Origin of the sequence: Flagellimonas yonaguniensis, from assembly GCF_029193885.1 — a bacterium.
Lineage (GTDB): Bacteria > Bacteroidota > Bacteroidia > Flavobacteriales > Flavobacteriaceae > Flagellimonas > Flagellimonas yonaguniensis.
The window spans coordinates 1-21,989 of the sequence record NZ_JARFVB010000002.1 but is presented as its reverse complement, the minus strand read 5'-3'; the positions used below and the strand labels follow the sequence as shown (position 1 = coordinate 21,989).

The following is a 21,989-nucleotide window of genomic DNA, read 5'->3' as shown; positions in this document are numbered from 1 at the left end:
GCATGAAAAAACACGGTGTACTGGTTCCATTGATGCTTCTACTTTTTGGATGCCAACAAAAGGAAACCAATGTTGATCTCCCGATGGTTAAATCCCCAAAAGACCAGGTCAGCGTATTTTTGGGCACTTCCGGGGATCATGGGCAGATGTCGCCAGCTGCTGGCACCCCCTTTAATATGATATCCATTGGACCAGTGACCAATCCGGGCACACATACCGGCTATGATCACTACGCCAAGGAGTTCTTGGGTTTTGTCCATACGCATATCGAAGGTGTTGGCTGTAGGGGTGGGGGAGGCAATATTTTGGTAAAGCCCTTTGAGAAAAAAGAAGATGAAAAATTGTTGAAGAAGCAGGAATTTGCCAAACCGGGCTATTACAAAGTCGCCTTTGAAAATGGAATAATGGCAGAAATGGCGGCCGACCATAACTATGGAGTGCACCGATATCATTTTCCAGATTCGGATAAAAAGTTGGAGGTTGATTTGTCCCATGCCTTTTTAAATCGCTTTGTTGAAGCACGGCACACTGTAGTCGGAAATACCATCAAAGGGTGGGTGGATACCGAAACGGTTTGTAATCGAGGTATGTACCGGCTCTATTTTTATATAGAGTTTGATCATGTTTCTTCCACTACAAAATCTGAAAAGGACCACTATTTGATTTATGGGACAGACGAGCCAACAATTGGGATCAGAATTGGTTTTTCATCAATAAATGAAGAGTTTGCCAAAGCTAGGGTATTGAGTGGCGGAAATCTGTCGGAAACCGTTAAAAAAAGTTCATCAGATTGGGACGCACTTTTGGGACATGTTAAAGTGGAAGGGGAAATTGATAGGGTTGCACTTTTTTATTCGTTGTTGTATCGTGGTCTTCAGTCTCCCTATTTGGTCTCCGAACCTGATGGCAGCTATAAAGCCATAGATGGAACAATTCAAAAATCCAACGACTCCATTTATCATGGATGGACCATTTGGGACAATTACAGGGAACAAATGCCCTTGCTGTCACTTCTATTCCCTCAAAAATATGGTGATGTTGCGAGATCTATAGCCAACCTGTATCCTTATGGAAAAAATGATTGGTCCACCCAACATGAGCCTTCCAACTCGGTTCGGACAGAACATGCCCAAGTAGTGCTCTTGGATGCGCTGGAGAAAGGTCACAAACTTCCTTTGGAAAAAATAAAGGACTCTTTGATCAAAGAAATTGAAAGATTGGATTTTGGCTCTCCGGACAAAGCATTGGAATCTTCCTATGATCTATGGGCAAGTTCCAATTTAATGATGTCCATTGGTGATACGGTATTAGCAAAGAAGTACTTGAAAAAGGCCTTGGAATATAGAACCTATTGGGAAAAGGACTTTGCCGATATGGGTTGGCCGGATGTGGATCGCATGGGTGCCAGAGGTCTTTATCAAGGTACACTTTGGCAGTATCGATGGTTTGTTCCTTTTGACATTGAAGGGCTGCAGGATTTGGCTGGTGGCGAGAGTGTTTTCAGGGAACAATTGGATCAGTTTTTTGAAGAGAACAATTACAATCACGCCAACCAACCTGATCTTCAAGTATCTGGACTGTACAACACTACCAAAGAACCTTGGAAATCCCAGAAATTGTTTCGCAACTTGATGTTGGATACCGTGGTTCAGTTCTATTTCAATAATAACAGCAAAGGAATAGATCCCTACATAGGTCGTATTTATAACAATAGGCCCCGCGCCTATTTAAAAACGATGGATGATGATATGGGAACCATGTCGTCTTGGTTTGTGCTTAGGGCTATGGGACTCTCCGCTGCCAATGTCGGTGAACCTGTATATTATCTTACAGCGCCAATTTTTAAGGAGGTTGAATTGAAATGGTCTTCCAATAAATCATTTAAGATTCAGGTGGTCAATTATCATAAAGATCATTTTTATATCAAATCCGTTCAATTGAATGGAAAGCCTTTGCAAAGAAATTGGTTGACCCATCAAGAGATAATGGCCGGAGGAAATGTTATCATGGAGACGGATAGCTTGCCCAATATAGATTGGGGAACCACAAATCAATACCTGACCAAAGTCAAAATAAAAAAAGATTGACCAAAACTTAACCTTAAGAAGATGGTCGGTTCAACTGAGTTTGTTTATTTGTTTAATTGTGAGAGATGCAGCCACTTTTTAGGCTGCATCTTGTTTGCAAGAATAAAATTAAAAACCAACGATATGAGAATAAGAAGTAACCCAGTGATCTTGCTGTTCGGTCTTATCACAATGATCACGGCCTTTGGACAAGAACTGCCCCGAACGTATAAGGCGCCTGAATTTGACTTGGAATGGCGCAAACCTACAAACCATCCTGATAGGATTGTCCTTTCTTATGGAGAGGACCCGGCAACATCGGCTAGTGCTACATGGCGTACCTCGTCAGAAATAGACACCGCCTATGCAGAAATCGCCATTGCCACCGCTGCACCCAAGTTTTGGCGAAATGCAAAAACCATAAAAGCTAGCACTACGACATTTGATGCAACAAACATCAATGAGGCAGAGGTGTTGGCCAACTATCATTCGGTATGGTTCACAGATTTGCAGAGCGATACCACGTATGCCTATCGCGTAGGGGATGGCAAAAGGTGGAGTGAGTGGATTCAGTTTAAGACCGCACCTAAAGAGGGTAAGGACAAGTTTTCATTTTTATACGTTGGGGACACCCAAAATTTCATATTGGAACTATGGTCTCGTCTGATCAGGGAGAGCTATAAAAAAGCTCCGGATGCAAAATTCATCGTGCATGCAGGAGATTTAGTGAACAATGCCCATAATGAACAACAATGGCAGGAATGGTTTGATGCCGGAGGATGGATCCATGCTTCCATAGGGGCATTCCCGATCCCAGGAAACCACGAGTATCGAAAATTAAGTCCGGAAGCTACGGATAGAAGCCTCTCCTTACAGTGGAAACATCAATTTTCATTGCCGGAAAACGGTCCGGAAGGATTGAAAGAGACCGCCTATTACATGGACTACCAGAATATGCGAATCATAGGATTGGATAGCAATGTAGATCATGAAAAACAAGCCAAGTGGGTTGAAAAGGTATTATCGGAAACAGATAAGGACTGGAAGATAGTTACGTTTCATCATCCTTTGTTTTCAGCTTCGGATGGTCGGGACAATAAAGAGTGGAGGGAGTTGATGAAACCTATTTTTGATAAATACGATGTGGACTTGGTATTGCAGGGCCATGATCATAGCTATGCCCGAGGAAGGGTTTCTCCTAATGAAAATGTGTTGGATGGTGTTAATATGCGTGATAAGACAGGTGCCGTTTATGTGGTATCTGTAAGTGGTGGAAAAATGTATGGCTTGCGTAAAAATGCGTGGGAGGATTATGATGCCGAAAGGGATAGGGCGGCAGAAAACACCCAATTGTTCCAGGTAATCACTGTTGAGGACAATAAATTGTCCTTTGAATCCTATACAGCGGTCGGCGAACTGTATGATGCATTTGATTTGATAAAGAAGGAAGGATCGCCAAATCAATTTGTGGAAAGAAACAAGGAAGCCATTGCGGAACGAAGATTTTCCAATACCATTCCGTATCAAGATCCCCTTCCCGAAGGAGTGGAAGAATCATTGTTGTCCAAATACCCTGGATTTGAAGTAAGTGGGGTAAACTTTGTGAATGACAAGGATTTTACCGGTTACCGAGTGCGATTGGACAAAGGGGAGGAAAGGAAAGAACTCACTTTGGATGTGAATGGCAAAATTTTGGATTGATCCAATTTTTTCGCTCCTACCAAAGAAGCGAAAATAGTACTGATAATTTTTGAAAGTAAAGAGAACAGAGGTTCAGGTGTTTTATCCACTTGGACCTTTCTTGTTCCTAGATTGACAATTACAACAACGGAATCCAAATCATCAAGTAAATAAATCCTCATTCTCTGGAATCATGAAGAGTCTCGTTTGCAGTTGGGGAGAATACTCCAACTTTAGGGATATTTCTTTGTGTGAACTCTTTTAAACCATTTTCTATCAAATTCAATGATAGGTCAAAAAACACAAAATCCTGTAAATCAATTGATTTACAGGATTTTGCTATTTTATGGTTTCTTAAAAGTGACCTGACTGGGGCTCGAACCCAGGACCCTCTCCTTAAAAGGGAGATGCTCTACCAACTGAGCTATCAGGTCTTCAAGTTGTGCCTAGCTGTTTGGCTAAGCGGGTGCAAATATAACATCAATAATCTATTTTGCAAGGTGAATTATGGATAAATTTGTGTTTTTTTGAAATCGCATAAAATTCTAGAAGATGAAAGTTGTATTACTGGGATATATGGCAAGTGGAAAGTCCACAGTTGGACGATTGTTGGCCAGACAATTAGGGATGGAGTTTATCGATTTGGATGAATATATCGAGCATGATCAAAAAAAATCCATCAAAGATATTTTTTCTGAAAAAGGAGAAATATTTTTTAGAAAATTGGAGCATCAAATGCTAAAGGAAGTTTTGGAAAAGGACGAGTCCATTGTACTTTCAACAGGTGGCGGAACCCCATGCTATGGAAACAATATGGATACGATTTTAAAACAATCCGAGCATTCGGTCTATCTTAATTTGAGTATTCCAAAATTGGTGGATAGAATTTCAAAAGAAAAAGAAGACCGTCCCTTGGTCAGGAATATTTCTGATGAGGAACTCCCTGAATTTATAGGCAAGCATCTTTTTGAGCGCAGACCATATTATCTACAGGCCAAACATATATTGGATTGTAATGATGCAAATGCCGAAACCGTAACTGAGAATATAAAAGAGCTACTCTAGGTAGACGGCATTGTTCTTGGGCTCAAAAACCACCTTGATATGCTCGTTAAGGGATGTAGAGAGCGAAATGCCCTTGAAATCAGCCTTAATGGGATACTTTTTGTGATTCCTATTGACCAGTACTGCCGTTTTCAATTGTTTTATGGGGGTTTTTAGAAAGTGGTGGGTACCATAGATCAATGTTGTGCCCGAATTCAATACATCATCCACCAGCACAATGGATTTGTTGGTGTACTCCTCTTGGGACAGGGAAGTTTTCACTCCGCTTTCCAAAGGATTCTTTTTATCCATATCAACCGTGCACAAAATAATTTTGGCATCGGTTATTTTTTTGAGGACAGCGATTATTTTTTTGGCAAAACTTTCTCCGCCACCGTTGATTCCAGCTACCACGATTTCCTTTTCATCTACATTGGTCTCATAGATTTGGTAAGCGATACGCTTTGTGATGTGTTGAATTTGATCGTGGGTAAGAATACGGTTAATCATAGTACTTGATAGTTGATTCAAAGATATAAAAACGGTTTATTCCGATTCGTCCAAAAAATCGTCTAAATCCCGTCGGTCTTTTTTTGTGGGGCGACCCAAGCCTTTTTTCCGGTAATGTTTTTTGGCATACTGGAGTAGTTCATTGTGTTCAAAGGCTTCCTTGGGTGTGGTGTCTTTACGGTAAATATCCACCAATTTGGCTCCAACCCGGCTTTCAGGAACATCCAAAACCGTAAGTTGATAATCAATCTGGTTTTTTCGGACAACGATTTTGTCCATGGGATACACATCGCGGGAAGGCTTTACGGCATCCCCGTTCACTTTCACATGTCCTTTCTTTACGGCATTGGACGCTATGCTTCTTGTTTTAAAGTATCTGGTGCACCAAAGGTACTTGTCTATTCGCATGGTCTTCGCAAATCTTTGTTAATGGACGGAACAAAAATAATGGAAAATTGTATCTTGCGCGCCTAAATAACAGACTTGATGAGGTACGGAATTTTAGTTTTCATATGTTTTGCTTTAGCACTGGTATCCTGTAACAGTGATGATGATAACGGTACCGATGTTACACCACCAAGCTTATTGAGTGATGTAGCGCCGGAAGATGATAAAACCATACAGGAGTTTTTGAATACCCACTTTTACAATTATGAGGATTTTGATACTCCACCAGAAGGATTTGACTATAAAATAGTTATTGATACCATCGCTGGCGAAAACGCAGAAAAAAAGTCCTTGATGGAGGATGCTGAAGCCTTTACCATTAATGTGTCTTCAAGCTTTTTGGGATTGGATGCAGGGGAAGTGGATGTGCCGCATACTTATTATTACATTGAAGTATTGAAAGGTGGAGGAGGAAGCCCAACCTATGCTGATTCAACTTTGGTCAGGTACCAAGGATTGGGATTGGATGGAACTTTGTTTGATGAGAACCAAGAATTTACATGGCAAGTACTGTCTGGCTATTATCGAGGATACGCCAATGGAATTTCCAATATGAGTGCAGGAACATCGGACCAAATCATTGATAACCCAGACGGAACATATCAGATATCAAATAGAGGCGTTGGAATTATTGTAATGCCCTCTGGGTTGGCGGCGTTCAATGGATCTATTAGTTCGATAGGAACCTATGCACCGGTACTTTTTAAAGTGGAATTGGGGCTGTTTGTTGGGGATACGGACAGCGATAACGATGGGATTCCTTCCATTCAAGAGGATGTGAACGGTAATGGATTCTTGGGAGATGACAATACCGATGCGGATGACGAAACAGGGTTATATAGTCAAGTATTGCCAAATTATTTGGACGCTGATGATGATGGCGATGGAGTTTCAACTCGAAATGAGATATCCGATGATAACGGCAACATTATTTCTCCTTATCCAGATGCCGATGGTGATGGAACTCCGGATTATTTAGATCCCGATAACTAGGAAGGAAAACCTTAAAATAAAAAAGCCCCGCTGATTTCAGCGGGGCTTTTTTATATGGTAACCATAAAATTATAATTTAAGTGATAGCGCAAAAATAACTTGGGAAGGTCTTGAATCAATCCTTCCTTCAACATTGGCGACATTGGTATCGATAAATTCGGCTTCGTTTTCAGAGAAACCTCTTTCATATCTTACGTCCAATCCCAATCTGCCAAGGTTGACACCAACACCGGCATTAAGACCTACAGTAAAATCATTTTTCACATCTTCGACCTCAAGATCGCCTAAATCGTTCTTGAGCGTATACTGAAATGCTGGACCCGCAAAAATATGCAAGGGGCCAATCAATTTATATCCTAAAAGAACGGGCATATCCAATTTGGAAACATCGTAATCTTGGGAGTCCCCTGAGATATCGTACGAACTCTTGGTTTTGGAATATACCAATTCAGGTCTTAGATAGATTTTAGGGAAATCCAATTTGCCCCAAAAACCAAAATGATACCCAGCTTTGCCCTCAGGGTCATCAACGGCATCAGTTACGGTGTTGACCAAATCCCCATTCTTGTTGTACGATAAACCAGCTTTGACCCCAAATCCGGAGCCGCTTTGTGCCATGGCAGCAGAACCGATTAAGGCAAATGCTACTACTAGAAAAGTTTTTTTCATAAGAGTGTTCTTTTAAAAGGTTGAGATACCTCCCAAGAAGGTACCTGAAACTATTTACGTTTCAACACTTTTAAAACGGCTGCTTCTATGGCTTTATTGTTCAAACCGTACTTCTCCATAAGTTGATCTGGCGTTCCACTTTCTCCAAAAGTATCCTGTGTTGCCACAAATTCTTGAGGGGTAGGGTAATGGGTCGCCAATACACGGGCAACACTTTCCCCAAGACCACCTAAATAATTGTGCTCTTCAGCTGTTACCACACACCCCGTTTTCTTTACCGAATCCAAAATGGCCTTGTCATCCAAAGGTTTAATGGTGTGAATATTGATTACTTCAGCGGAAATTCCTTGGTTTTCCAAACTTTCGGCAGCTAATAGGGCTTCCCATACCAAATGCCCTGTGGCAATGATGGTCACATCCGTACCTTCGTTGAGCATGAGTGCTTTTCCGATTTCAAATTTTTGGTCAACAGGGGTAAAGTTGGCCACTTTGGGTCGTCCAAAACGTAAATAAACCGGGCCATGGTGTTCGGCAATGGCAATGGTGGCAGCTTTGGTTTGGTTAAAATCACATGGATTGATAACCGTCATTCCAGGCAACATTTTCATCAATCCGATATCTTCTAGAATTTGGTGTGTGGCACCATCTTCACCCAAGGTCAAACCTGCATGTGAGGCACATATCTTTACATTCTTATCGGAATATGCAATGGACTGACGGATTTGATCGTACACACGGCCAGTCGCAAAGTTGGCAAAAGTAGAGGCAAATGGAATTTTCCCTCCAATGGTCAAACCTGCGGCAATGCCCATCATATTGGCTTCTGCAATGCCTGTTTGAAAAAAGCGTTCAGGGCTTTCCTTAATAAAAGTGTCAATCTTAAGTGAACCAACCAAATCGGCACAAAGTGCCACTACATTTGGATTGGTCCTTCCAAGTTCTGTCATTCCCGCGCCATATCCGCTTCGGGTATCTTGTTTTCCTTGATCTGTATATTTAGTCATTGTATCTTTTTCTATGATTAGTAATCGCCTAAAGTTTCTGGGTTTTGTTCCAATGCAGTCGCTAATTGCTCATCACTTGGAGCTTTACCGTGCCATGCGTGGGTGTGCATCATAAAGTCAACGCCATTGCCCATTTCTGTCTTCATGATAATACAAACCGGCTTACCTTTTCCGGTTCTGCTCTTGGCTTCTTTTAAGCCAGCGATTACTTGTTCTAGGTCGTTTCCATTTTCAATTTCCAGAACATCCCATCCAAATACTTTAAATTTTTCACCAACATCGCCTAAAGGAAGAACATCTTTGGTGGCACCATCAATCTGTTGGCCATTGCGGTCAACAGTAGCAATCAGATTATCTACTTTGTTACCTGCAGCGTACATAATGGCCTCCCAGTTTTGACCTTCCTGTAACTCCCCATCACCGTGTAGACTGTATACCAAATGGTCGTCACCGTTCAATTTTTTGGCAAGTGCCGCTCCTATGGCAACCGACATTCCCTGTCCCAAAGATCCTGATGCCACGCGTACTCCTGGCAAACCTTCGTGGGTGGTTGGGTGTCCCTGTAATCTGGAATCTATTAGCCTAAAAGTGTTCAGCTCCTCCACGGGGAAATAACCTCTTCGGGCTAAAACACTGTAAAAAACGGGGGAAATATGTCCGTTGGATAGGAAAAAGAGATCTTCTCCGATTCCATCCATATCAAACCCTTCCTTTAAATCCATTACCTCGTTGTAGAGTGCTACAAAAAACTCGGTACAGCCCAAAGAACCCCCTGGGTGACCCGAATTTACCTTATGGACCATTCGTAAAATGTCCCTTCTTACCTGTACTACCAGGTCCTGTAATTCTTGCGTGTTCGGCATCGTGTCAATAATTTAGATTTCAAATGTAATCGCATTATTCGTAGAAAACAAGTGTTGAATTTACATTTATTAAATGTCTTGCGCTCAGAAACTTTATTTTTTTGTTAAGGATCAACGAAACAGAGTTAGTTATATTTGCGGTTCTAAAACGAACAATTGGATTTTACCTTAATACAAAAGGATAGTAAAAGCAAGGCCAGGGCAGGGGAGTTGAAGACGGATAACGGTACCATCCAGACCCCGATATTCATGCCCGTGGGCACGGTAGCTTCGGTAAAGGGCGTTCACCAGCGTGAATTGAAGGATGAAATAAATCCCGATATTATTTTAGGAAACACCTATCATCTTTTCTTGAGGCCGGGAACTGGTATACTCGAAGAGGCAGGCGGCCTTCATAGATTTATGAATTGGGACCGACCTATTTTGACCGATAGCGGTGGTTATCAGGTATATTCTCTGTCAGATAACAGAAAGATAAAAGAGGAGGGGGTCAAATTCAAATCCCATATTGATGGATCCCGTCATGTTTTCACTCCAGAAAATGTGATGGAGATACAGCGAACCATTGGTGCGGACATCATCATGGCTTTTGATGAGTGCACCCCGTATCCATGTGATTATCAGTATGCCAAGCGTTCCATGCACATGACCCACAGATGGTTGGACCGATGCATCGATCATTTGGAAAAGCTTCCGTTTAAATATGGGTATTCCCAGAGTTTTTTTCCCATAGTGCAAGGGTCCACTTATAAAGATTTAAGAAAACAATCCGCGGAATACATAGCATCCGTAGGGGCTGAGGGCAATGCCATTGGAGGGCTATCGGTAGGAGAGCCTGCCGAGGAAATGTACGAAATGGCCGAACTCGTCTGCGATATTCTTCCAGAGGACAAACCAAGATATCTGATGGGCGTTGGCACACCAATCAATATATTGGAGAACATAGCGTTGGGCGTGGATATGTTCGATTGTGTGATGCCCACCCGAAATGCTAGAAATGGAATGTTGTTTACGGCACACGGGACCATCAACATCAAAAACAAAAAATGGGAGAACGATTTTTCCCCGATTGATGAGATGGGTATCACTTTTGTTGATACCGAATATTCCAAGGCCTATTTGCGACATCTGTTTGCCGCCAATGAGTATTTGGGCAAGCAAATCGCCACCATTCACAACCTAGGTTTTTATTTATGGTTGGTGCGTACAGCTAGAGAACGTATTTTAGCCGGAGATTTTTTGGAGTGGAAGACCAAAATGGTCAGCCAAATGGATAAAAGACTATAATGTTTACCATACTCGATAGATATATTCTAAAACGCTACTTGATCACCTTTATGGGGATGCTATTGTTGTTTGTGCCTATCGGGATCATGGCCAACTTGGCGGAAAAAATCGGGAAGATCATTGATAATGAGGCCCCATTGGCTGAGGTAATCGTGTTTTATGGAAACTTTACCTTGGTAATCGGGAATCTTCTGCTGCCCATTTTCCTTTTTCTGTCCATTATATTTTTTACATCCAAACTGGCCAGTAACACCGAGATAGTGGCCATTTTAAGTTCGGGTGTATCGTTTTGGCGGTTTTTACGGCCCTATTTTGTGGGAGCGACCATGGTGGCCATTCTTATTTTTATGATGGGAATGTTCATTGTGCCGCATGCCAGTATCGGTTTTAATGAGTTTGAGTACAAATACTTTAAAAAGGGTAAACAGACCAGGGTAACGGAGAATATCTTTAACCAATTGAACGAACGGGACTATATCTACGTGAGCAGCTTTGATCCCAATCGGAAGATAGGCTACAACTTTACTTACGAACATTTTGATTCCATTGGCAAACTGGAATATAAAATCTCCGCCAGTAACATACGGTGGGTGGAGGATGACAGTATTTACCGATTGGCCAATTATAAGAAGCGGGAGATTCGGAACGAAACAGAGTATATCAAAGGAAAAAGTAGGCTGGATACCATTTTCCCCTTTCAGATAGATGACCTTACCCCGGTTTCCTATGTGGCAGAGACCAAGAACCTTTTTGAACTGAACGATTTTATCGAGGACCAGCGTAAAAAAGGAGCCTCCAATATCAATGCCTACGTGCTGGTAAAATACAAACGGTGGGCCTTGCCCATAGCAGCCTTCATACTTACGGTAATAGCGGTGGCCGTATCCTCCGTAAAGCGAAGGGGAGGTATGGGACTCAATTTGGCCTTTGGTATCGGAGTGGCCTTCGTCTATATCTTTTTTGACAAAGTTTTCGGGACCTTGGCAGAGCAATCAGGATTCTCACCTTTGCTTGCCGTAGTGATTCCCAACCTTATTTTTGGTGTTTTTGCCGTTTACATGTTGATGAAAGCCAAGCGATAATTCAATGATATTAGCGTATATTGTTGACGTTAAAAGACTTGTATATTTCATGGGAGTATGCCATAATGTTATATATTTGTCCCCATTGTTTTTCGTGAAAATAAAAGACTTCCCATGGAATATCTAGAATTTGAACTCCCCATCAAAGAACTTGAAGAGCAACTTCAAAAATGTATGGTAATTGGGGAAGAAAGTGATGTAGACGTTACAGAAACGTGCTCGCAAATCGAGAAAAAACTGGATCAGACCCGCAAGGATATCTATAAAAACCTTACTGCTTGGCAAAAAGTACAATTGTCGAGACACCCCAGCAGACCTTATACCATGGATTACATCAATGCCATCTGTGGAGACACTTTTTTGGAGCTGCACGGGGACAGAAATGTTAAGGATGACAAGGCCATGGTAGGTGGATTGGGAAAAATCGGCGACCAAAGCTATATGTTCATCGGTCAGCAAAAAGGGTACAATACCAAAACACGCCAGTACCGAAATTTCGGTATGGCGAACCCAGAAGGCTATCGTAAAGCACTTCGTTTGATGAAGTCTGCCGAAAAATTCAAGATTCCCGTAGTGTGCTTTGTGGATACCCCGGGTGCGTACCCAGGTATCGAAGCAGAAGAACGTGGACAGGGAGAGGCCATTGCCCGAAATATTTTGGAAATGACACGCCTTAAAGTACCGATTATCGTGATTATCATTGGTGAGGGAGCTTCAGGAGGTGCATTGGGCATTGGCGTGGGAGATAAGGTGTTGATGTTGGAAAACACATGGTACTCCGTTATTTCCCCGGAATCCTGTTCATCCATCCTTTGGAGGAGTTGGGAATACAAGGAACAAGCTGCCGAATCCTTAAAATTGACCGCTACCGATATGAAAAAGCAAGGTTTGGTCGATGAGATTGTTAAGGAACCCCTTGGTGGGGCACATGCCAATAGGAAAAAAACATTCGAAACCGTCGCTAACAAAATTTCTTCCCATTTTGAGGAACTCAAAAAGTTATCCCCAAAAGAATTGGTGAAAACCCGCATGGAAAAGTATGCGGAGATGGGGGTTTTCAGCGAATAGTTCTTGTTTTTCAGGGGTTCACCTTTTTCATTAGGTTATATCCCTGATTTTTTTTATGTTATTAACAGGTATTTTGAGTTATCAACATTTTAATTGTTGAGTACCTGTGGAAATCGTATCTGTCAAAATTAAAGTTAACTTAAGGTTAATTAGCTACTTTCGCATTCATGGAAAAACCTAGCCCCATTGTAGGACGTCGTGTGGAGAAATCTGCCCTTATCAATCTTGAAAAAGGTAAAATACCGCCTCAAGCTGTTGATTTAGAGGAGGTTGTGTTGGGAGCTATGATGATTGACAAAAAAGGGGTCGATGAAGTGATTGACATTCTTCATCCAGATGTTTTCTACAAGGATTCCCATAAATACATTTACGAGGCCATCTTTAAATTGTTCGAATCTTCCGAACCGGTGGATTTATTAACGGTTTCTTCGCAATTAAAGAAGGATGGCAAGCTGGAAGCGGTCGGAGGCGACTTTTACCTGATAAAACTCACTCAAAAAGTAGCTTCTTCGGCTCATATCGAGTTTCACGCGAGGATTATTCTTCAAAAATATATTCAACGCAGCCTGATTAAAATATCCAGCGACATTATTGATGAAGCTTACAGCGATGCAACTGACGTCTTTGACCTTTTGGACAATGCGGAAGCAAAATTGTACGAGGTTACCCAAGGCAACTTGAAGCGTTCCGCAGAAACTGCCCAGAATTTGGTAATACAGGCCAAAAAGCGAATCGAGGAAATTTCCAATAAAGAAGGCTTGAGTGGGATCCCATCAGGTTTTGATAAATTGGATAAGTTGACTTCAGGTTGGCAGCCCAGTGATTTGATCATTGTGGCGGCACGTCCAGGTATGGGTAAAACGGCCTTGACGCTGTCCATGGCGAGAAATATTGCGGTAAACTCGGAAATTCCCGTTGCTTTTTTCTCCTTGGAAATGTCTTCCGTACAGTTGATTACCCGTTTGATTTCTTCCGAAACGGGACTGTCATCGGAAAAATTGAGAACAGGTAAACTGGAAAAACACGAGTGGGAGCAATTGAACGTTAAGGTAAAGACCTTGGAAAAAGCACCTTTGTTCATCGACGATACCCCATCGCTTTCCATTTTTGATCTTCGTGCCAAAGCAAGAAGATTGGCGTCCCAGCATGGTATTAGACTCATTATTATTGATTACTTGCAATTGATGACAGCCGGGGGAAGTCAAAAAGGAGGTAATCGTGAACAGGAGATTTCCACAATATCCCGAAACTTGAAGGCATTGGCCAAGGAACTTAATGTGCCTGTTATTGCCCTATCGCAGTTATCGAGGGCCGTGGAGACCCGAGGGGGTAGTAAACGACCGATTCTATCGGATTTGAGGGAGTCCGGTGCGATTGAACAGGATGCGGATATTGTATCGTTCATATATAGGCCCGAATATTATAAAATTGACGAGTGGGACGATGAAGAGCGCACCCCCACCCAAGGTCAAGCAGAGTTCATTGTGGCCAAACACCGTAATGGAGGTTTAGAAAATATTAGGTTAAAATTTGTGGGTGCTCTGGGTAAATTTGATAACTTGGATGACTTTGACTCCCCATTCGAATTCCAATCGAAGATGAATGCGGACGAAGAAAATCCCTTTGCGACACCAAATCTTCCAAGTACGGACGATGCTTTTGGTAGCGCAATGAACAGTGATGATGACCCAGATGATAATGACGTACCGTTTTAAAAAATCACTTTCCAAAGTGTCATTTCGAGCGAATGCAAGAAATCTCACCTTTATCTTTATTTTACTTTTTTTCTTTAAAACTTCAGCCTCTGTCATCCTAATTCCCATGGATGCCGAGGGGCAGAAAAATCATTTGAAAGCTTACGGAATTACCTATTGGGTGCTTTCCAAACAGCAGAAAGTGCAATGGTTGCTCAATTATCGGGGAGGCTCTTTTATGTTGCCCGATGGTGAAGCCATACGTCAAGAATGCCAAATCCGAGGCGTTTCCTTTGAAGTGCTCTCCGATGGACAGGCAGCTCAGATTCTGGACAACATCAGTAGTCCATCCCAGAACCAAGATGCCGTTATCCTTGAAAAGGCACCAAAGATTGCGGTGTATTCCCCAAAGGGGAACCAGCCATGGGACGATGCCGTTACCATGGTACTCACGTATGCGGAGATTCCCTATACCACCATTTATGATACGGAAGTACTGGGCGATAAATTGGCATTGTACGATTGGTTGCACCTGCACCACGAGGATTTTACAGGACAGTATGGGCGATTCTATGGGCATTACCGGGCCGCTCCATGGTATATTCAAGATAAGGCCAAAGCAGAAGAATTGGCACAAAGCTTGGGGTATTCCAAAGTATCTGAAGAAAAGCTGGCCGTGGCCTTAAAAATTCGAAATTATGTGATTGGGGGAGGGTTTATGTTTGCCATGTGCTCCGCTACCGATAGTTTTGATATTGCTCTGGCCGCTGAAGACGTGGATATCTGTGAGCCTATGTTCGATGGAGACCCTTCAGATGCGAATTATCAGGCCAAATTGGATTTCAGCAATACCTTTGCCTTTACCAATTTTACCTTGGAACGAAATCCCATCCGTTATGAGTTTTCGTCCATCGATATGACCAATAAGAGGGCCAATGTGCCCAAAGAGTCCGATTACTTCTCCTTAATGGAATTCTCGGCCAAATGGGATCCTGTTCCCACCATGTTGACACAAAACCACACGAGTTTGGTAAAAGGCTTTATGGGGCAGACCACGGCCTATACCCGAGGCCAAGTAAAACCAACGGTTATGGTCTTGGGTGAGAATAAAATCAACGGAGAGGCCAGATACATTCATGGTATTAAAGGAAAAGGATTCTTTACCTTTTATGGCGGCCACGATCCGGAGGATTACCAGCATAGGGTAGGGGACCCCAAAACGGAATTGGAACTGCATCCGACCTCGCCAGGGTATCGGTTGATTTTGAACAACGTTTTGTTCCCTGCTGCCCGCAAAAAGAAGCAAAAGACCTAGCTCAAGTGCTTTTTGAAGAAATCTACGGTTCTTTTCCACGCTAAATCGGCTGAGGCCTCATCAAAACGGGGGGTGGTATTGTTATGGAACCCATGGTTGACATCTGGATAAAAATGGACCTCGTAGTCCTTGTCGAGTTCTTTTAGTTTGGCTTCATAGTCTTCCCAGCCTGCATTTACCCGTTCATCCAATCCAGCATAATGGATCAATAAAGGCGCGTTTATCTGTGCTACTTCATCATCTGAAGGTTGGCTGCCATAAAAAGGAACGGCCGCGGCCAAATCAGGAACTTTTACGGCCATCATATTCGATATCCATCCACCGAAACAGAAACCGACCACACCTACCTTTCCATTGCAATCCTCATGGTTTTTGAGATAGTCGTAGGCGGCGATAAAGTCTTCCAACATCTCGTTACGATCTCGTTGTCGTTGAAGCGTTCTGCCGTCATCATCGTTACCTGGATATCCACCCAGCGGTGTAAGGGCATCAGGTGCCAAGGAAATAAAACCTGCTTTGGCTGCTCTTCGCCCCACATCTTCAATATAAGGATTAAGCCCACGATTTTCGTGCACTACCACAACACCACCTATTTTACCTGTACTATTTTTTGGTTTGGACAACAAGCCTTTGATTTGGCCGCCACCCTTTGGTGAGTTATAGGTAATGAACTTGGAATCCAGTTCCGGGTCGTTGGGTAATACGGTGAGTGTATCCTTATAATTTGGCATGATAAAGCTCATCAATGAAGCCATGGTAATACCGCCAACAGCATACACAGAAAGTTTTTCCATAAATTCCCTGCGATCTATCTGGTTGTGGGCATATTCATCATAGAGGTCGAAGACCTCCTGTTTGATGTCTTCTCTTTTTAAAGGTGCCATAGTGTTGCTTTTAAAGTTTGTCCTTTAAGGTACAAATTTTACATAAGCAAATCATTCAAGGATAGAGGTTTAGAATGGTATTTTGTTGCTAAAGTAATTTCTCCAAAACACGCTCCACACCAAAATCATCATTGCTATGGGTGGTGTATTTGGCAGTTTTCAACACATTCGGGTGGGCGTTGGCCATGGCAAAACTGTAATCGGATAGTTGCAACATTTCCAAATCATTGTTGTAATCCCCAAAGACCATGATTTCGTTGGAAGCAATCTGAAATTCATCCATCACTTTTTTGAGTGCATATCCCTTGTGGGCATTCAAGTCGGAAACATCCACCCAATTGGCACCGGAGACCTTTACTTTTAAGTCCCCTTCCAAATGCTTTACATTGGGGTAAATGTGTTTTTCAGAATTTTCAAAATGGTAGATGGCAATTTTTAATACTTCTTCGTCCACCTGTTTTTGATCTTCCACGATTTCGAACTCGGAATAGTATTCACGGAGCATATCAATGAACGCATTGGAATCGCCCCCTACGAAGGCATTGTTTTGACAGCACAAAACGGGATGTACATTATCCAAAGGACGTACAGTATCCAAGATTCGATGTACCTCGGATGTATTGATGGGCGTTGTAAGCAATGTTTCCTCCTGTTTCTTGATCAAAGCACCGTTCTCTGCAATGACCAAAATCTCATTTTTGATGGACTCTAATTTGTCGACCATGCTATGATATTGTCTTCCACTGGCAGCCACAAAAGCAATGTTTTTCTTTTTGAGTTCTTCGTAGATTTCAAAAAACCGGGGGCTTACCTCGTGTTTGGAATTCAAAAGCGTTCCATCCATATCGGTAACCACCATTTTTATCTGTGATAAGTCCATTCCAATAAATTAAGCTGCAAAGTTATTTGTTATTCATGGAACTGGCTCCTTGTTTTGGTAAACTTTATATTAATTTGGGGTCAAAGAATGTTATTACATGAATTTTTACCAGAAAGAAATACAATTACGATCGTATTCTCGCGGGTTTCATTTGATTACCGATACGATTATTGACGCTTTACCGGAGATTCGGAAAATAAATACTGGATTCCTACAGGTGTTCATTAAACATACTTCGGCCAGCTTGACCATTAATGAAAATGCAGACCCAACGGTACGAACTGATTTTGAGAGCCACATCAATACAATGGTGCCCGAAAATGCACCGTACTATGTACACAATTATGAGGGTCCAGATGATATGCCTGCACATATAAAAGCCTCGTTGATGGGGGCTTCTGTACAAATCCCGATTACACAGGGTAGGTTGAACATGGGTATATGGCAAGGAATTTACTTATGCGAGCATCGTAATCATGCCTCGGGAAGAAAGTTGGTGTTGACGGCTTACGGTCAATAGTGCCAAGGCTGTCAATTAAAGCGAAGTCGACAATGATATTTCCAATAATCAAAAAATAAAAGATCCCGCACAAGGCGGGATCTAAATAAGCGGGGTAAGTTTATATTAGCTTTTTTACTTTACTTTCTCAACGATTGCTTTAAAAGCATCCGGGTGGTTCATGGCCAAATCGGCAAGAACTTTTCTGTTAAGTTCTATTCCATTGGCTTTAACCTTACCCATGAATTGAGAGTAAGACATTCCGTGCATTCTGGCACCAGCGTTGATACGGGTGATCCATAGGGAACGGAAAGTACGCTTTTTGTTTCTTCTGTCGCGGTAAGCATAAAGCATTGCTTTTTCCACCGCATTTTTGGCTACTGTCCAAACGTTTTTACGTCTTCCAAAGTAACCTTTGGCTTGCTTCATCACTTTTTTTCTTCTAGCTCTTGAAGCAACTGAATTTACTGATCTTGGCATAATGTGTCATTTTTTTGTAGCAGGCGTCTCAATTATTGAGAACTTTTATGAGCCTGACTCCATGGTTAATAAATAATGTACCGGTGAACAATTATTTTAAACGCAATTGTTCTTTGATGTTGTTCTCATCCGATTGGTGAACCAATGTGGAGTGAGTCAGCTTTAGCTTACGCTTTTTGGATTTTTTTGTCAAAATGTGACTCTTAAAAGCGTGCTTTCTTTTGATTTTACCAGTTCCTGTAAGCTTAAAACGCTTCTTGGCACTGGATTTTGTTTTCATCTTAGGCATTTTCCTAGTATTTAACTCCGCTTATTATACCGGACCAAGGTCCAGTTTTTATTTTTTACTTGTTTTGGGTGCGATGAACATGGTCATACGCTTGCCTTCCAATTTAGGCATTTGCTCTACTTTACCAAGCTCTTCGAGTTCTTGGGCCAGTCGCAACAACAATATTTCGCCTTGGTCTTTATAAACGATTGAACGTCCTTTAAAGAACACATAAGCTTTAAGTTTGGCGCCATCTTTCAAGAACTTCTCTGCGTGTCTTTTCTTGAACTCATAATCATGGTCATCCGTCTGCGGTCCAAACCTAATTTCCTTAACGACAACTTTACTGGCTTTGGCCTTCATGGCCTTATCGCGTTTCTTTTGTTCGTAAAGGAACTTTTTGTAATCCATAACCTTGCAAACAGGTGGCTCAGCGTTCGGTGATATCTCCACCAAATCCAACTCCTGCTCGTTGGCTATTTCCCTTGCTTTTGAGATGGGATAAACGCCCATTTCAACATTATCGCCGACAAGCCGTACTTCTCGGGCTTTTATTTTCTCATTGATGTTGTGAGGGTTTTTATTTTCCCTCCTAGGTTGGGGTCTAAATCTTCTTCTAATTGCTATGACGTAAACTTTTTAATTAAACTTAATTTTTTAGAACGACTTTAAGGTACTATTTATTTCAGTAGTTACCAAGTCTGAAAATGCATCTACGCTTAAACTGCCCAAATCTTTACCTCCATGTCGTCTAACAGAAATGGTCACAGACTCTTCTTCCTGTTCCCCGACAATGATCATGAAAGGGATTTTCTTGAGTTCTGCCTCACGAATCTTCTTGCCTACCGTCTCGTTCCTTTTATCAATGAGCGCGCGAATTTCGTGATTTTCTAATGAATTCAAAACTTTTTCCGCATATTTTTCGTGTTTCTCACTGACGGGCAATACAATAGCCTGTGTTGGAATGAGCCATAAAGGGAAGTTTCCACCTGTGTGCTCCAACAACAATGCCACGAATCTTTCCATGCTTCCAAATGGAGCACGGTGAATCATCACAGGTCTGTGCAGTTCATTGTCACTTCCTTTATAGGTAAGGTCGAAACGTTTTGGCAGGTTGTAATCCACCTGAATGGTTCCCAATTGCCAGTTTCTGCCAAGGGCATCCTTGATCATAAAGTCCAACTTGGGTCCGTAAAAAGCGGCTTCGCCACTTTCAACCACATAGTTGAGGCCTTTTTCCTCGGCAGCGTTTATGATAGCTTGCTCAGCTTTTTCCCAGTCGTCCGTATTGCCGATATATTTGTCTGGGTTTTCCAAATCCCTTACGGATACTTGAGCTGTGAAATCTTCAAAACCTAGGGAGTTCAATACATATAATGTAAGGTCGATCACATTTTTGAACTCGTCATTTAATTGCTCGGTGGTACAAAAAATGTGGGCATCATCCTGAGTGAACCCTCTTACCCTGGTAAGGCCGTGCAACTCTCCACTTTGCTCATATCTATATACGGTGCCAAATTCAGCATAACGCTTTGGAAGATCTTTATAGCTGAATGGATAGCTGTTGTATATTTCGCAATGATGTGGGCAATTCATCGGTTTCAATAGGAACTCTTCATCCTCTTTGGGCGTGTGGATGGGCTGAAAGCTATCCTCTCCATATTTGGCATAGTGGCCAGATGTAACATATAGCTCCTTTTGACCAATATGGGGAGTGACCACCATTTCATAACCCGCTTTCTTCTGTGCTTTCTTAAGGAATTGTTCCAAGCGCTCACGTAATGCGGCTCCATTGGGCAGCCACAAAGGAAGACCTTGTCCCACCTTCTGTGAGAAAGTGAAAAGTTCCAATTCCTTGCCCAGTTTTCGGTGGTCCCTTTTCTTGGCTTCTTCCAAAAGCTGAAGGTACTCGGTAAGTTCCTTTTGTTTTGGGAAGGATATTCCATATACACGAGTCAACTGCGTATTGTTTTCATCCCCTCTCCAATAAGCACCTGCAACGCTCAATAATTTTATGGCTTTTATGATTCCTGTATTGGGAATATGTCCACCACGGCATAAGTCGGTAAAAGTGCTGTGGTCGCAAAAGGTTATGGTGCCGTCATCAAGATTTTCGATAAGTTCTACCTTATATTCATTTCCCTGCTCCTTATAATAAGAAAGCGCATCAGCTTTAGAAACACTTCTCATATTATAGTCGTGCTTGCCTCGTGCAATTTCTAAAGCCTTTTTTTCAATTTTTGGAAAATCCTTTTCTGAAATACTTTGGTCGCCAAAATCCACATCATAATAAAAACCATTTTCAATAGCAGGTCCAATGGTCAATTTTATACCTGGGTACAATTCTTCCAAAGCTTGGGCTACTACGTGAGAGGTAGAGTGCCAAAATGCTTTTTTTCCTTCATCGTTGTTCCATGTATATAAGGTAAGGGCACCATCACTGGTCAATGGGGTCACTGTTTCCACGACAGTATCGTTGAATTTGGCGGAAATAACATTTCTAGCTAATCCTTCACTAATACTTTTGGCAACTTCCATGGGTGTAGTTCCCTTTTCAACTTCTTTTACAGCACCATCCGGCAGTGTGATCTTTATCATGTTGTTTAAACTTCTAAGTTTTACTATCAAGAGGACAAAGATAACACCTTGTATAGATGCTACAATACCCACCTTATATATAAACACTAATTTTCTATATATAATAAGATTGATTTGATTGTTTTTTTGGATTGAAGTAATGTGAAAACGTGGTATTTTTTAAATTTTAAAAAAAGTTGTATTTTTATCTGCTTTGTTTTCAGTCACTTGATGGCAAACATCTCCTAAAAGAAAAAAAACCTCTTGTTTATTGTGGAAAGGGTGTTACATTTGCAGCCCCAAAAACAACAAAGGGTTTGTTTTTGGGCAAGTTCAGAAGCTCATTGATATACTGTTTTGATAAGTCGGAAAGGCTGAGAAAAATTATTAAAAAAGCATTGTGTAATCGAAAAAAGCATTTTACATTTGCAGCCCGAAAAACACTAAGGTGTTTCTAGGAAAAAATTCATGTAAAAAGTTGTTTTTTGAGGTCAAGATAATGTTTTGAATTTTTTTTCAAAAAAAGCTTGCCGGTTAAAAAAACAGTTGTACATTTGCACCCGCTTAGCTGATAAGGCAGGGCGCTTCCAAGGCATCGAAAAGGTGTTTTTTGAAGTAAAAAAGAAAAGAAGTTCATATACATATTGTAACGACAGCGTAAAGAGAATAAGAACCATTT

Annotated in this window: 22 protein-coding genes and 1 tRNA gene; 10 read left to right on the top strand and 13 right to left on the bottom strand. The window is 41.7% G+C overall.

Features of this window, described 5'->3' with window-relative positions; all coding sequences use genetic code 11:
• Window positions 1–2: 2 nt before the first annotated feature.
• Window positions 3–2,087, top strand: a complete 2,085-nt coding sequence (locus tag PY092_RS04430) for a glycoside hydrolase domain-containing protein (protein ID WP_275614656.1) — start codon at window positions 3–5, stop codon at window positions 2,085–2,087.
• 123 nt (window positions 2,088–2,210) lie between these two features.
• A complete protein-coding gene (locus PY092_RS04425; protein WP_275614655.1) occupies window positions 2,211–3,767 on the top strand; it encodes a purple acid phosphatase family protein in 1,557 nt (518 codons plus the stop codon).
• A 340-nt stretch (window positions 3,768–4,107) separates the two neighbouring features.
• Here the strand turns inward: PY092_RS04425 and PY092_RS04420 are convergent.
• A tRNA-Lys gene (locus tag PY092_RS04420) sits at window positions 4,108–4,180 on the bottom strand.
• A 118-nt stretch (window positions 4,181–4,298) separates the two neighbouring features.
• Between PY092_RS04420 and PY092_RS04415 the strand changes: the two genes are divergently transcribed.
• On the top strand, window positions 4,299–4,811 hold the full coding sequence (locus PY092_RS04415; protein ID WP_275614654.1) for a shikimate kinase: 513 nt from the start codon (window positions 4,299–4,301) through the stop codon (window positions 4,809–4,811).
• Here the strand turns inward: PY092_RS04415 and PY092_RS04410 are convergent.
• Both PY092_RS04410 and PY092_RS04405 read right to left on the bottom strand, forming a co-directional pair.
• On the bottom strand, window positions 4,803–5,300 hold the full coding sequence (locus PY092_RS04410) for a phosphoribosyltransferase family protein (RefSeq protein WP_275614653.1): 498 nt from the start codon (window positions 5,298–5,300) through the stop codon (window positions 4,803–4,805). The two genes, PY092_RS04415 and PY092_RS04410, sit on opposite strands and share 9 nt — an antisense overlap.
• Window positions 5,301–5,336: 36 nt before the next feature.
• Entirely contained in the window at window positions 5,337–5,708 is a 372-nt protein-coding gene (locus tag PY092_RS04405; RefSeq protein ID WP_275614652.1) for an RNA-binding S4 domain-containing protein, read from the bottom strand.
• Between the two features lie 78 nt (window positions 5,709–5,786).
• Between PY092_RS04405 and PY092_RS04400 the strand changes: the two genes are divergently transcribed.
• Window positions 5,787–6,740 carry an FKBP-type peptidyl-prolyl cis-trans isomerase gene (locus PY092_RS04400; protein ID WP_275614651.1) on the top strand — a complete coding sequence of 318 codons (954 nt, stop codon included), beginning with the start codon at window positions 5,787–5,789 and terminating at the stop codon, window positions 6,738–6,740.
• Window positions 6,741–6,809: 69 nt separating this feature from the next.
• Here PY092_RS04400 and PY092_RS04395 read toward each other — a convergent pair whose 3' ends face one another.
• From PY092_RS04395 to PY092_RS04385, 3 genes are read right to left on the bottom strand one after another with little or no spacing between them, the layout of a single operon-like run.
• Complete coding sequence (locus tag PY092_RS04395) at window positions 6,810–7,409, bottom strand: outer membrane beta-barrel protein (protein ID WP_275614650.1); 600 nt, start codon at window positions 7,407–7,409, stop codon at window positions 6,810–6,812.
• 50 nt (window positions 7,410–7,459) lie between these two features.
• The gene (locus PY092_RS04390) at window positions 7,460–8,413 is read right to left on the bottom strand and encodes a transketolase family protein (RefSeq protein ID WP_275614649.1); all 954 of its coding nucleotides are present in this window, start codon (window positions 8,411–8,413) and stop codon (window positions 7,460–7,462) included.
• Between the two features lie 17 nt (window positions 8,414–8,430).
• Window positions 8,431–9,276 carry a transketolase gene (locus PY092_RS04385; protein WP_275614648.1) on the bottom strand — a complete coding sequence of 282 codons (846 nt, stop codon included), beginning with the start codon at window positions 9,274–9,276 and terminating at the stop codon, window positions 8,431–8,433.
• Window positions 9,277–9,432: 156 nt separating this feature from the next.
• Between PY092_RS04385 and tgt the strand changes: the two genes are divergently transcribed.
• From tgt to PY092_RS04360, 5 genes are all read left to right on the top strand, one after another.
• A complete protein-coding gene (gene tgt / locus PY092_RS04380) occupies window positions 9,433–10,563 on the top strand; it encodes a tRNA guanosine(34) transglycosylase Tgt (RefSeq protein WP_275614647.1) in 1,131 nt (376 codons plus the stop codon).
• The gene (locus PY092_RS04375) at window positions 10,563–11,645 is read left to right on the top strand and encodes an LptF/LptG family permease (protein WP_275614646.1); all 1,083 of its coding nucleotides are present in this window, start codon (window positions 10,563–10,565) and stop codon (window positions 11,643–11,645) included. Before tgt ends, PY092_RS04375 begins: the two co-directional genes overlap by 1 nt.
• Before the next feature lie 114 nt (window positions 11,646–11,759).
• The gene (locus PY092_RS04370) at window positions 11,760–12,713 is read left to right on the top strand and encodes an acetyl-CoA carboxylase carboxyltransferase subunit alpha (protein ID WP_275614645.1); all 954 of its coding nucleotides are present in this window, start codon (window positions 11,760–11,762) and stop codon (window positions 12,711–12,713) included.
• 167 nt (window positions 12,714–12,880) lie between these two features.
• Complete coding sequence (dnaB, locus tag PY092_RS04365) at window positions 12,881–14,428, top strand: replicative DNA helicase (protein WP_275614644.1); 1,548 nt, start codon at window positions 12,881–12,883, stop codon at window positions 14,426–14,428.
• Between the two features lie 106 nt (window positions 14,429–14,534).
• Window positions 14,535–15,722 (top strand): asparagine synthetase B, encoded by a 1,188-nt coding sequence (locus PY092_RS04360; protein WP_417958145.1) that lies wholly within the window; start codon window positions 14,535–14,537, stop codon window positions 15,720–15,722.
• On the opposite strand, the gene PY092_RS04355 is transcribed toward PY092_RS04360, so the two are convergent.
• Window positions 15,719–16,606 carry a dienelactone hydrolase family protein gene (locus PY092_RS04355; RefSeq protein WP_275614643.1) on the bottom strand — a complete coding sequence of 296 codons (888 nt, stop codon included), beginning with the start codon at window positions 16,604–16,606 and terminating at the stop codon, window positions 15,719–15,721. The two genes, PY092_RS04360 and PY092_RS04355, sit on opposite strands and share 4 nt — an antisense overlap.
• 88 nt (window positions 16,607–16,694) lie before the next feature.
• Complete coding sequence (locus PY092_RS04350; protein WP_275614642.1) at window positions 16,695–17,486, bottom strand: HAD family hydrolase; 792 nt, start codon at window positions 17,484–17,486, stop codon at window positions 16,695–16,697.
• A 97-nt stretch (window positions 17,487–17,583) separates the two neighbouring features.
• On the opposite strand from PY092_RS04350, the gene PY092_RS04345 reads away from it, so the two are divergent.
• A complete protein-coding gene (locus PY092_RS04345; protein WP_275614641.1) occupies window positions 17,584–18,006 on the top strand; it encodes a secondary thiamine-phosphate synthase enzyme YjbQ in 423 nt (140 codons plus the stop codon).
• A 114-nt stretch (window positions 18,007–18,120) separates the two neighbouring features.
• Here PY092_RS04345 and rplT read toward each other — a convergent pair whose 3' ends face one another.
• The 5 genes from rplT to PY092_RS04320 all read right to left on the bottom strand — a co-directional run.
• Window positions 18,121–18,465 (bottom strand): 50S ribosomal protein L20, encoded by a 345-nt coding sequence (gene rplT, locus PY092_RS04340; protein ID WP_014033571.1) that lies wholly within the window; start codon window positions 18,463–18,465, stop codon window positions 18,121–18,123.
• A gap of 91 nt (window positions 18,466–18,556) precedes the next feature.
• Window positions 18,557–18,754 carry a 50S ribosomal protein L35 gene (gene rpmI, locus PY092_RS04335; RefSeq protein WP_275614640.1) on the bottom strand — a complete coding sequence of 66 codons (198 nt, stop codon included), beginning with the start codon at window positions 18,752–18,754 and terminating at the stop codon, window positions 18,557–18,559.
• 48 nt (window positions 18,755–18,802) lie between these two features.
• Complete coding sequence (infC, locus tag PY092_RS04330) at window positions 18,803–19,354, bottom strand: translation initiation factor IF-3 (protein WP_275614996.1); 552 nt, start codon at window positions 19,352–19,354, stop codon at window positions 18,803–18,805.
• Between the two features lie 36 nt (window positions 19,355–19,390).
• Window positions 19,391–21,331, bottom strand: coding sequence for a threonine--tRNA ligase (thrS, locus tag PY092_RS04325; RefSeq protein ID WP_275614639.1), 1,941 nt, complete (start codon window positions 21,329–21,331; stop codon window positions 19,391–19,393).
• 470 nt (window positions 21,332–21,801) lie between these two features.
• The coding region (locus tag PY092_RS04320; protein ID WP_275614638.1) for a hypothetical protein at window positions 21,802–21,989 on the bottom strand (188 nt) is incomplete at its 5' end.

What these genes read in the sequence shown, in the direction of transcription:
- PY092_RS04350 (WP_275614642.1), bottom strand. Translation starts at nt 17,486, where the DNA reads ATGGACTTATCACAGATAAAAATGGTGGTTACCGATATGGATGGAACG.
- PY092_RS04370 (WP_275614645.1), top strand. Translation starts at nt 11,760, where the DNA reads ATGGAATATCTAGAATTTGAACTCCCCATCAAAGAACTTGAAGAGCAA.
- rpmI (WP_275614640.1), bottom strand. Translation starts at nt 18,754, where the DNA reads ATGCCTAAGATGAAAACAAAATCCAGTGCCAAGAAGCGTTTTAAGCTT.
- PY092_RS04410 (WP_275614653.1), bottom strand. Translation starts at nt 5,300, where the DNA reads ATGATTAACCGTATTCTTACCCACGATCAAATTCAACACATCACAAAG.
- rplT (WP_014033571.1), bottom strand. Translation starts at nt 18,465, where the DNA reads ATGCCAAGATCAGTAAATTCAGTTGCTTCAAGAGCTAGAAGAAAAAAA.
- PY092_RS04400 (WP_275614651.1), top strand. Translation starts at nt 5,787, where the DNA reads ATGAGGTACGGAATTTTAGTTTTCATATGTTTTGCTTTAGCACTGGTA.
- PY092_RS04385 (WP_275614648.1), bottom strand. Translation starts at nt 9,276, where the DNA reads ATGCCGAACACGCAAGAATTACAGGACCTGGTAGTACAGGTAAGAAGG.
- PY092_RS04355 (WP_275614643.1), bottom strand. Translation starts at nt 16,606, where the DNA reads ATGGCACCTTTAAAAAGAGAAGACATCAAACAGGAGGTCTTCGACCTC.
- dnaB (WP_275614644.1), top strand. Translation starts at nt 12,881, where the DNA reads ATGGAAAAACCTAGCCCCATTGTAGGACGTCGTGTGGAGAAATCTGCC.
- PY092_RS04405 (WP_275614652.1), bottom strand. Translation starts at nt 5,708, where the DNA reads ATGCGAATAGACAAGTACCTTTGGTGCACCAGATACTTTAAAACAAGA.
- PY092_RS04430 (WP_275614656.1), top strand. Translation starts at nt 3, where the DNA reads ATGAAAAAACACGGTGTACTGGTTCCATTGATGCTTCTACTTTTTGGA.
- PY092_RS04360 (WP_417958145.1), top strand. Translation starts at nt 14,535, where the DNA reads ATGGATGCCGAGGGGCAGAAAAATCATTTGAAAGCTTACGGAATTACC.
- PY092_RS04425 (WP_275614655.1), top strand. Translation starts at nt 2,211, where the DNA reads ATGAGAATAAGAAGTAACCCAGTGATCTTGCTGTTCGGTCTTATCACA.
- PY092_RS04415 (WP_275614654.1), top strand. Translation starts at nt 4,299, where the DNA reads ATGAAAGTTGTATTACTGGGATATATGGCAAGTGGAAAGTCCACAGTT.
- thrS (WP_275614639.1), bottom strand. Translation starts at nt 21,331, where the DNA reads ATGATAAAGATCACACTGCCGGATGGTGCTGTAAAAGAAGTTGAAAAG.
- PY092_RS04395 (WP_275614650.1), bottom strand. Translation starts at nt 7,409, where the DNA reads ATGAAAAAAACTTTTCTAGTAGTAGCATTTGCCTTAATCGGTTCTGCT.
- PY092_RS04345 (WP_275614641.1), top strand. Translation starts at nt 17,584, where the DNA reads ATGAATTTTTACCAGAAAGAAATACAATTACGATCGTATTCTCGCGGG.
- PY092_RS04390 (WP_275614649.1), bottom strand. Translation starts at nt 8,413, where the DNA reads ATGACTAAATATACAGATCAAGGAAAACAAGATACCCGAAGCGGATAT.
- PY092_RS04375 (WP_275614646.1), top strand. Translation starts at nt 10,563, where the DNA reads ATGTTTACCATACTCGATAGATATATTCTAAAACGCTACTTGATCACC.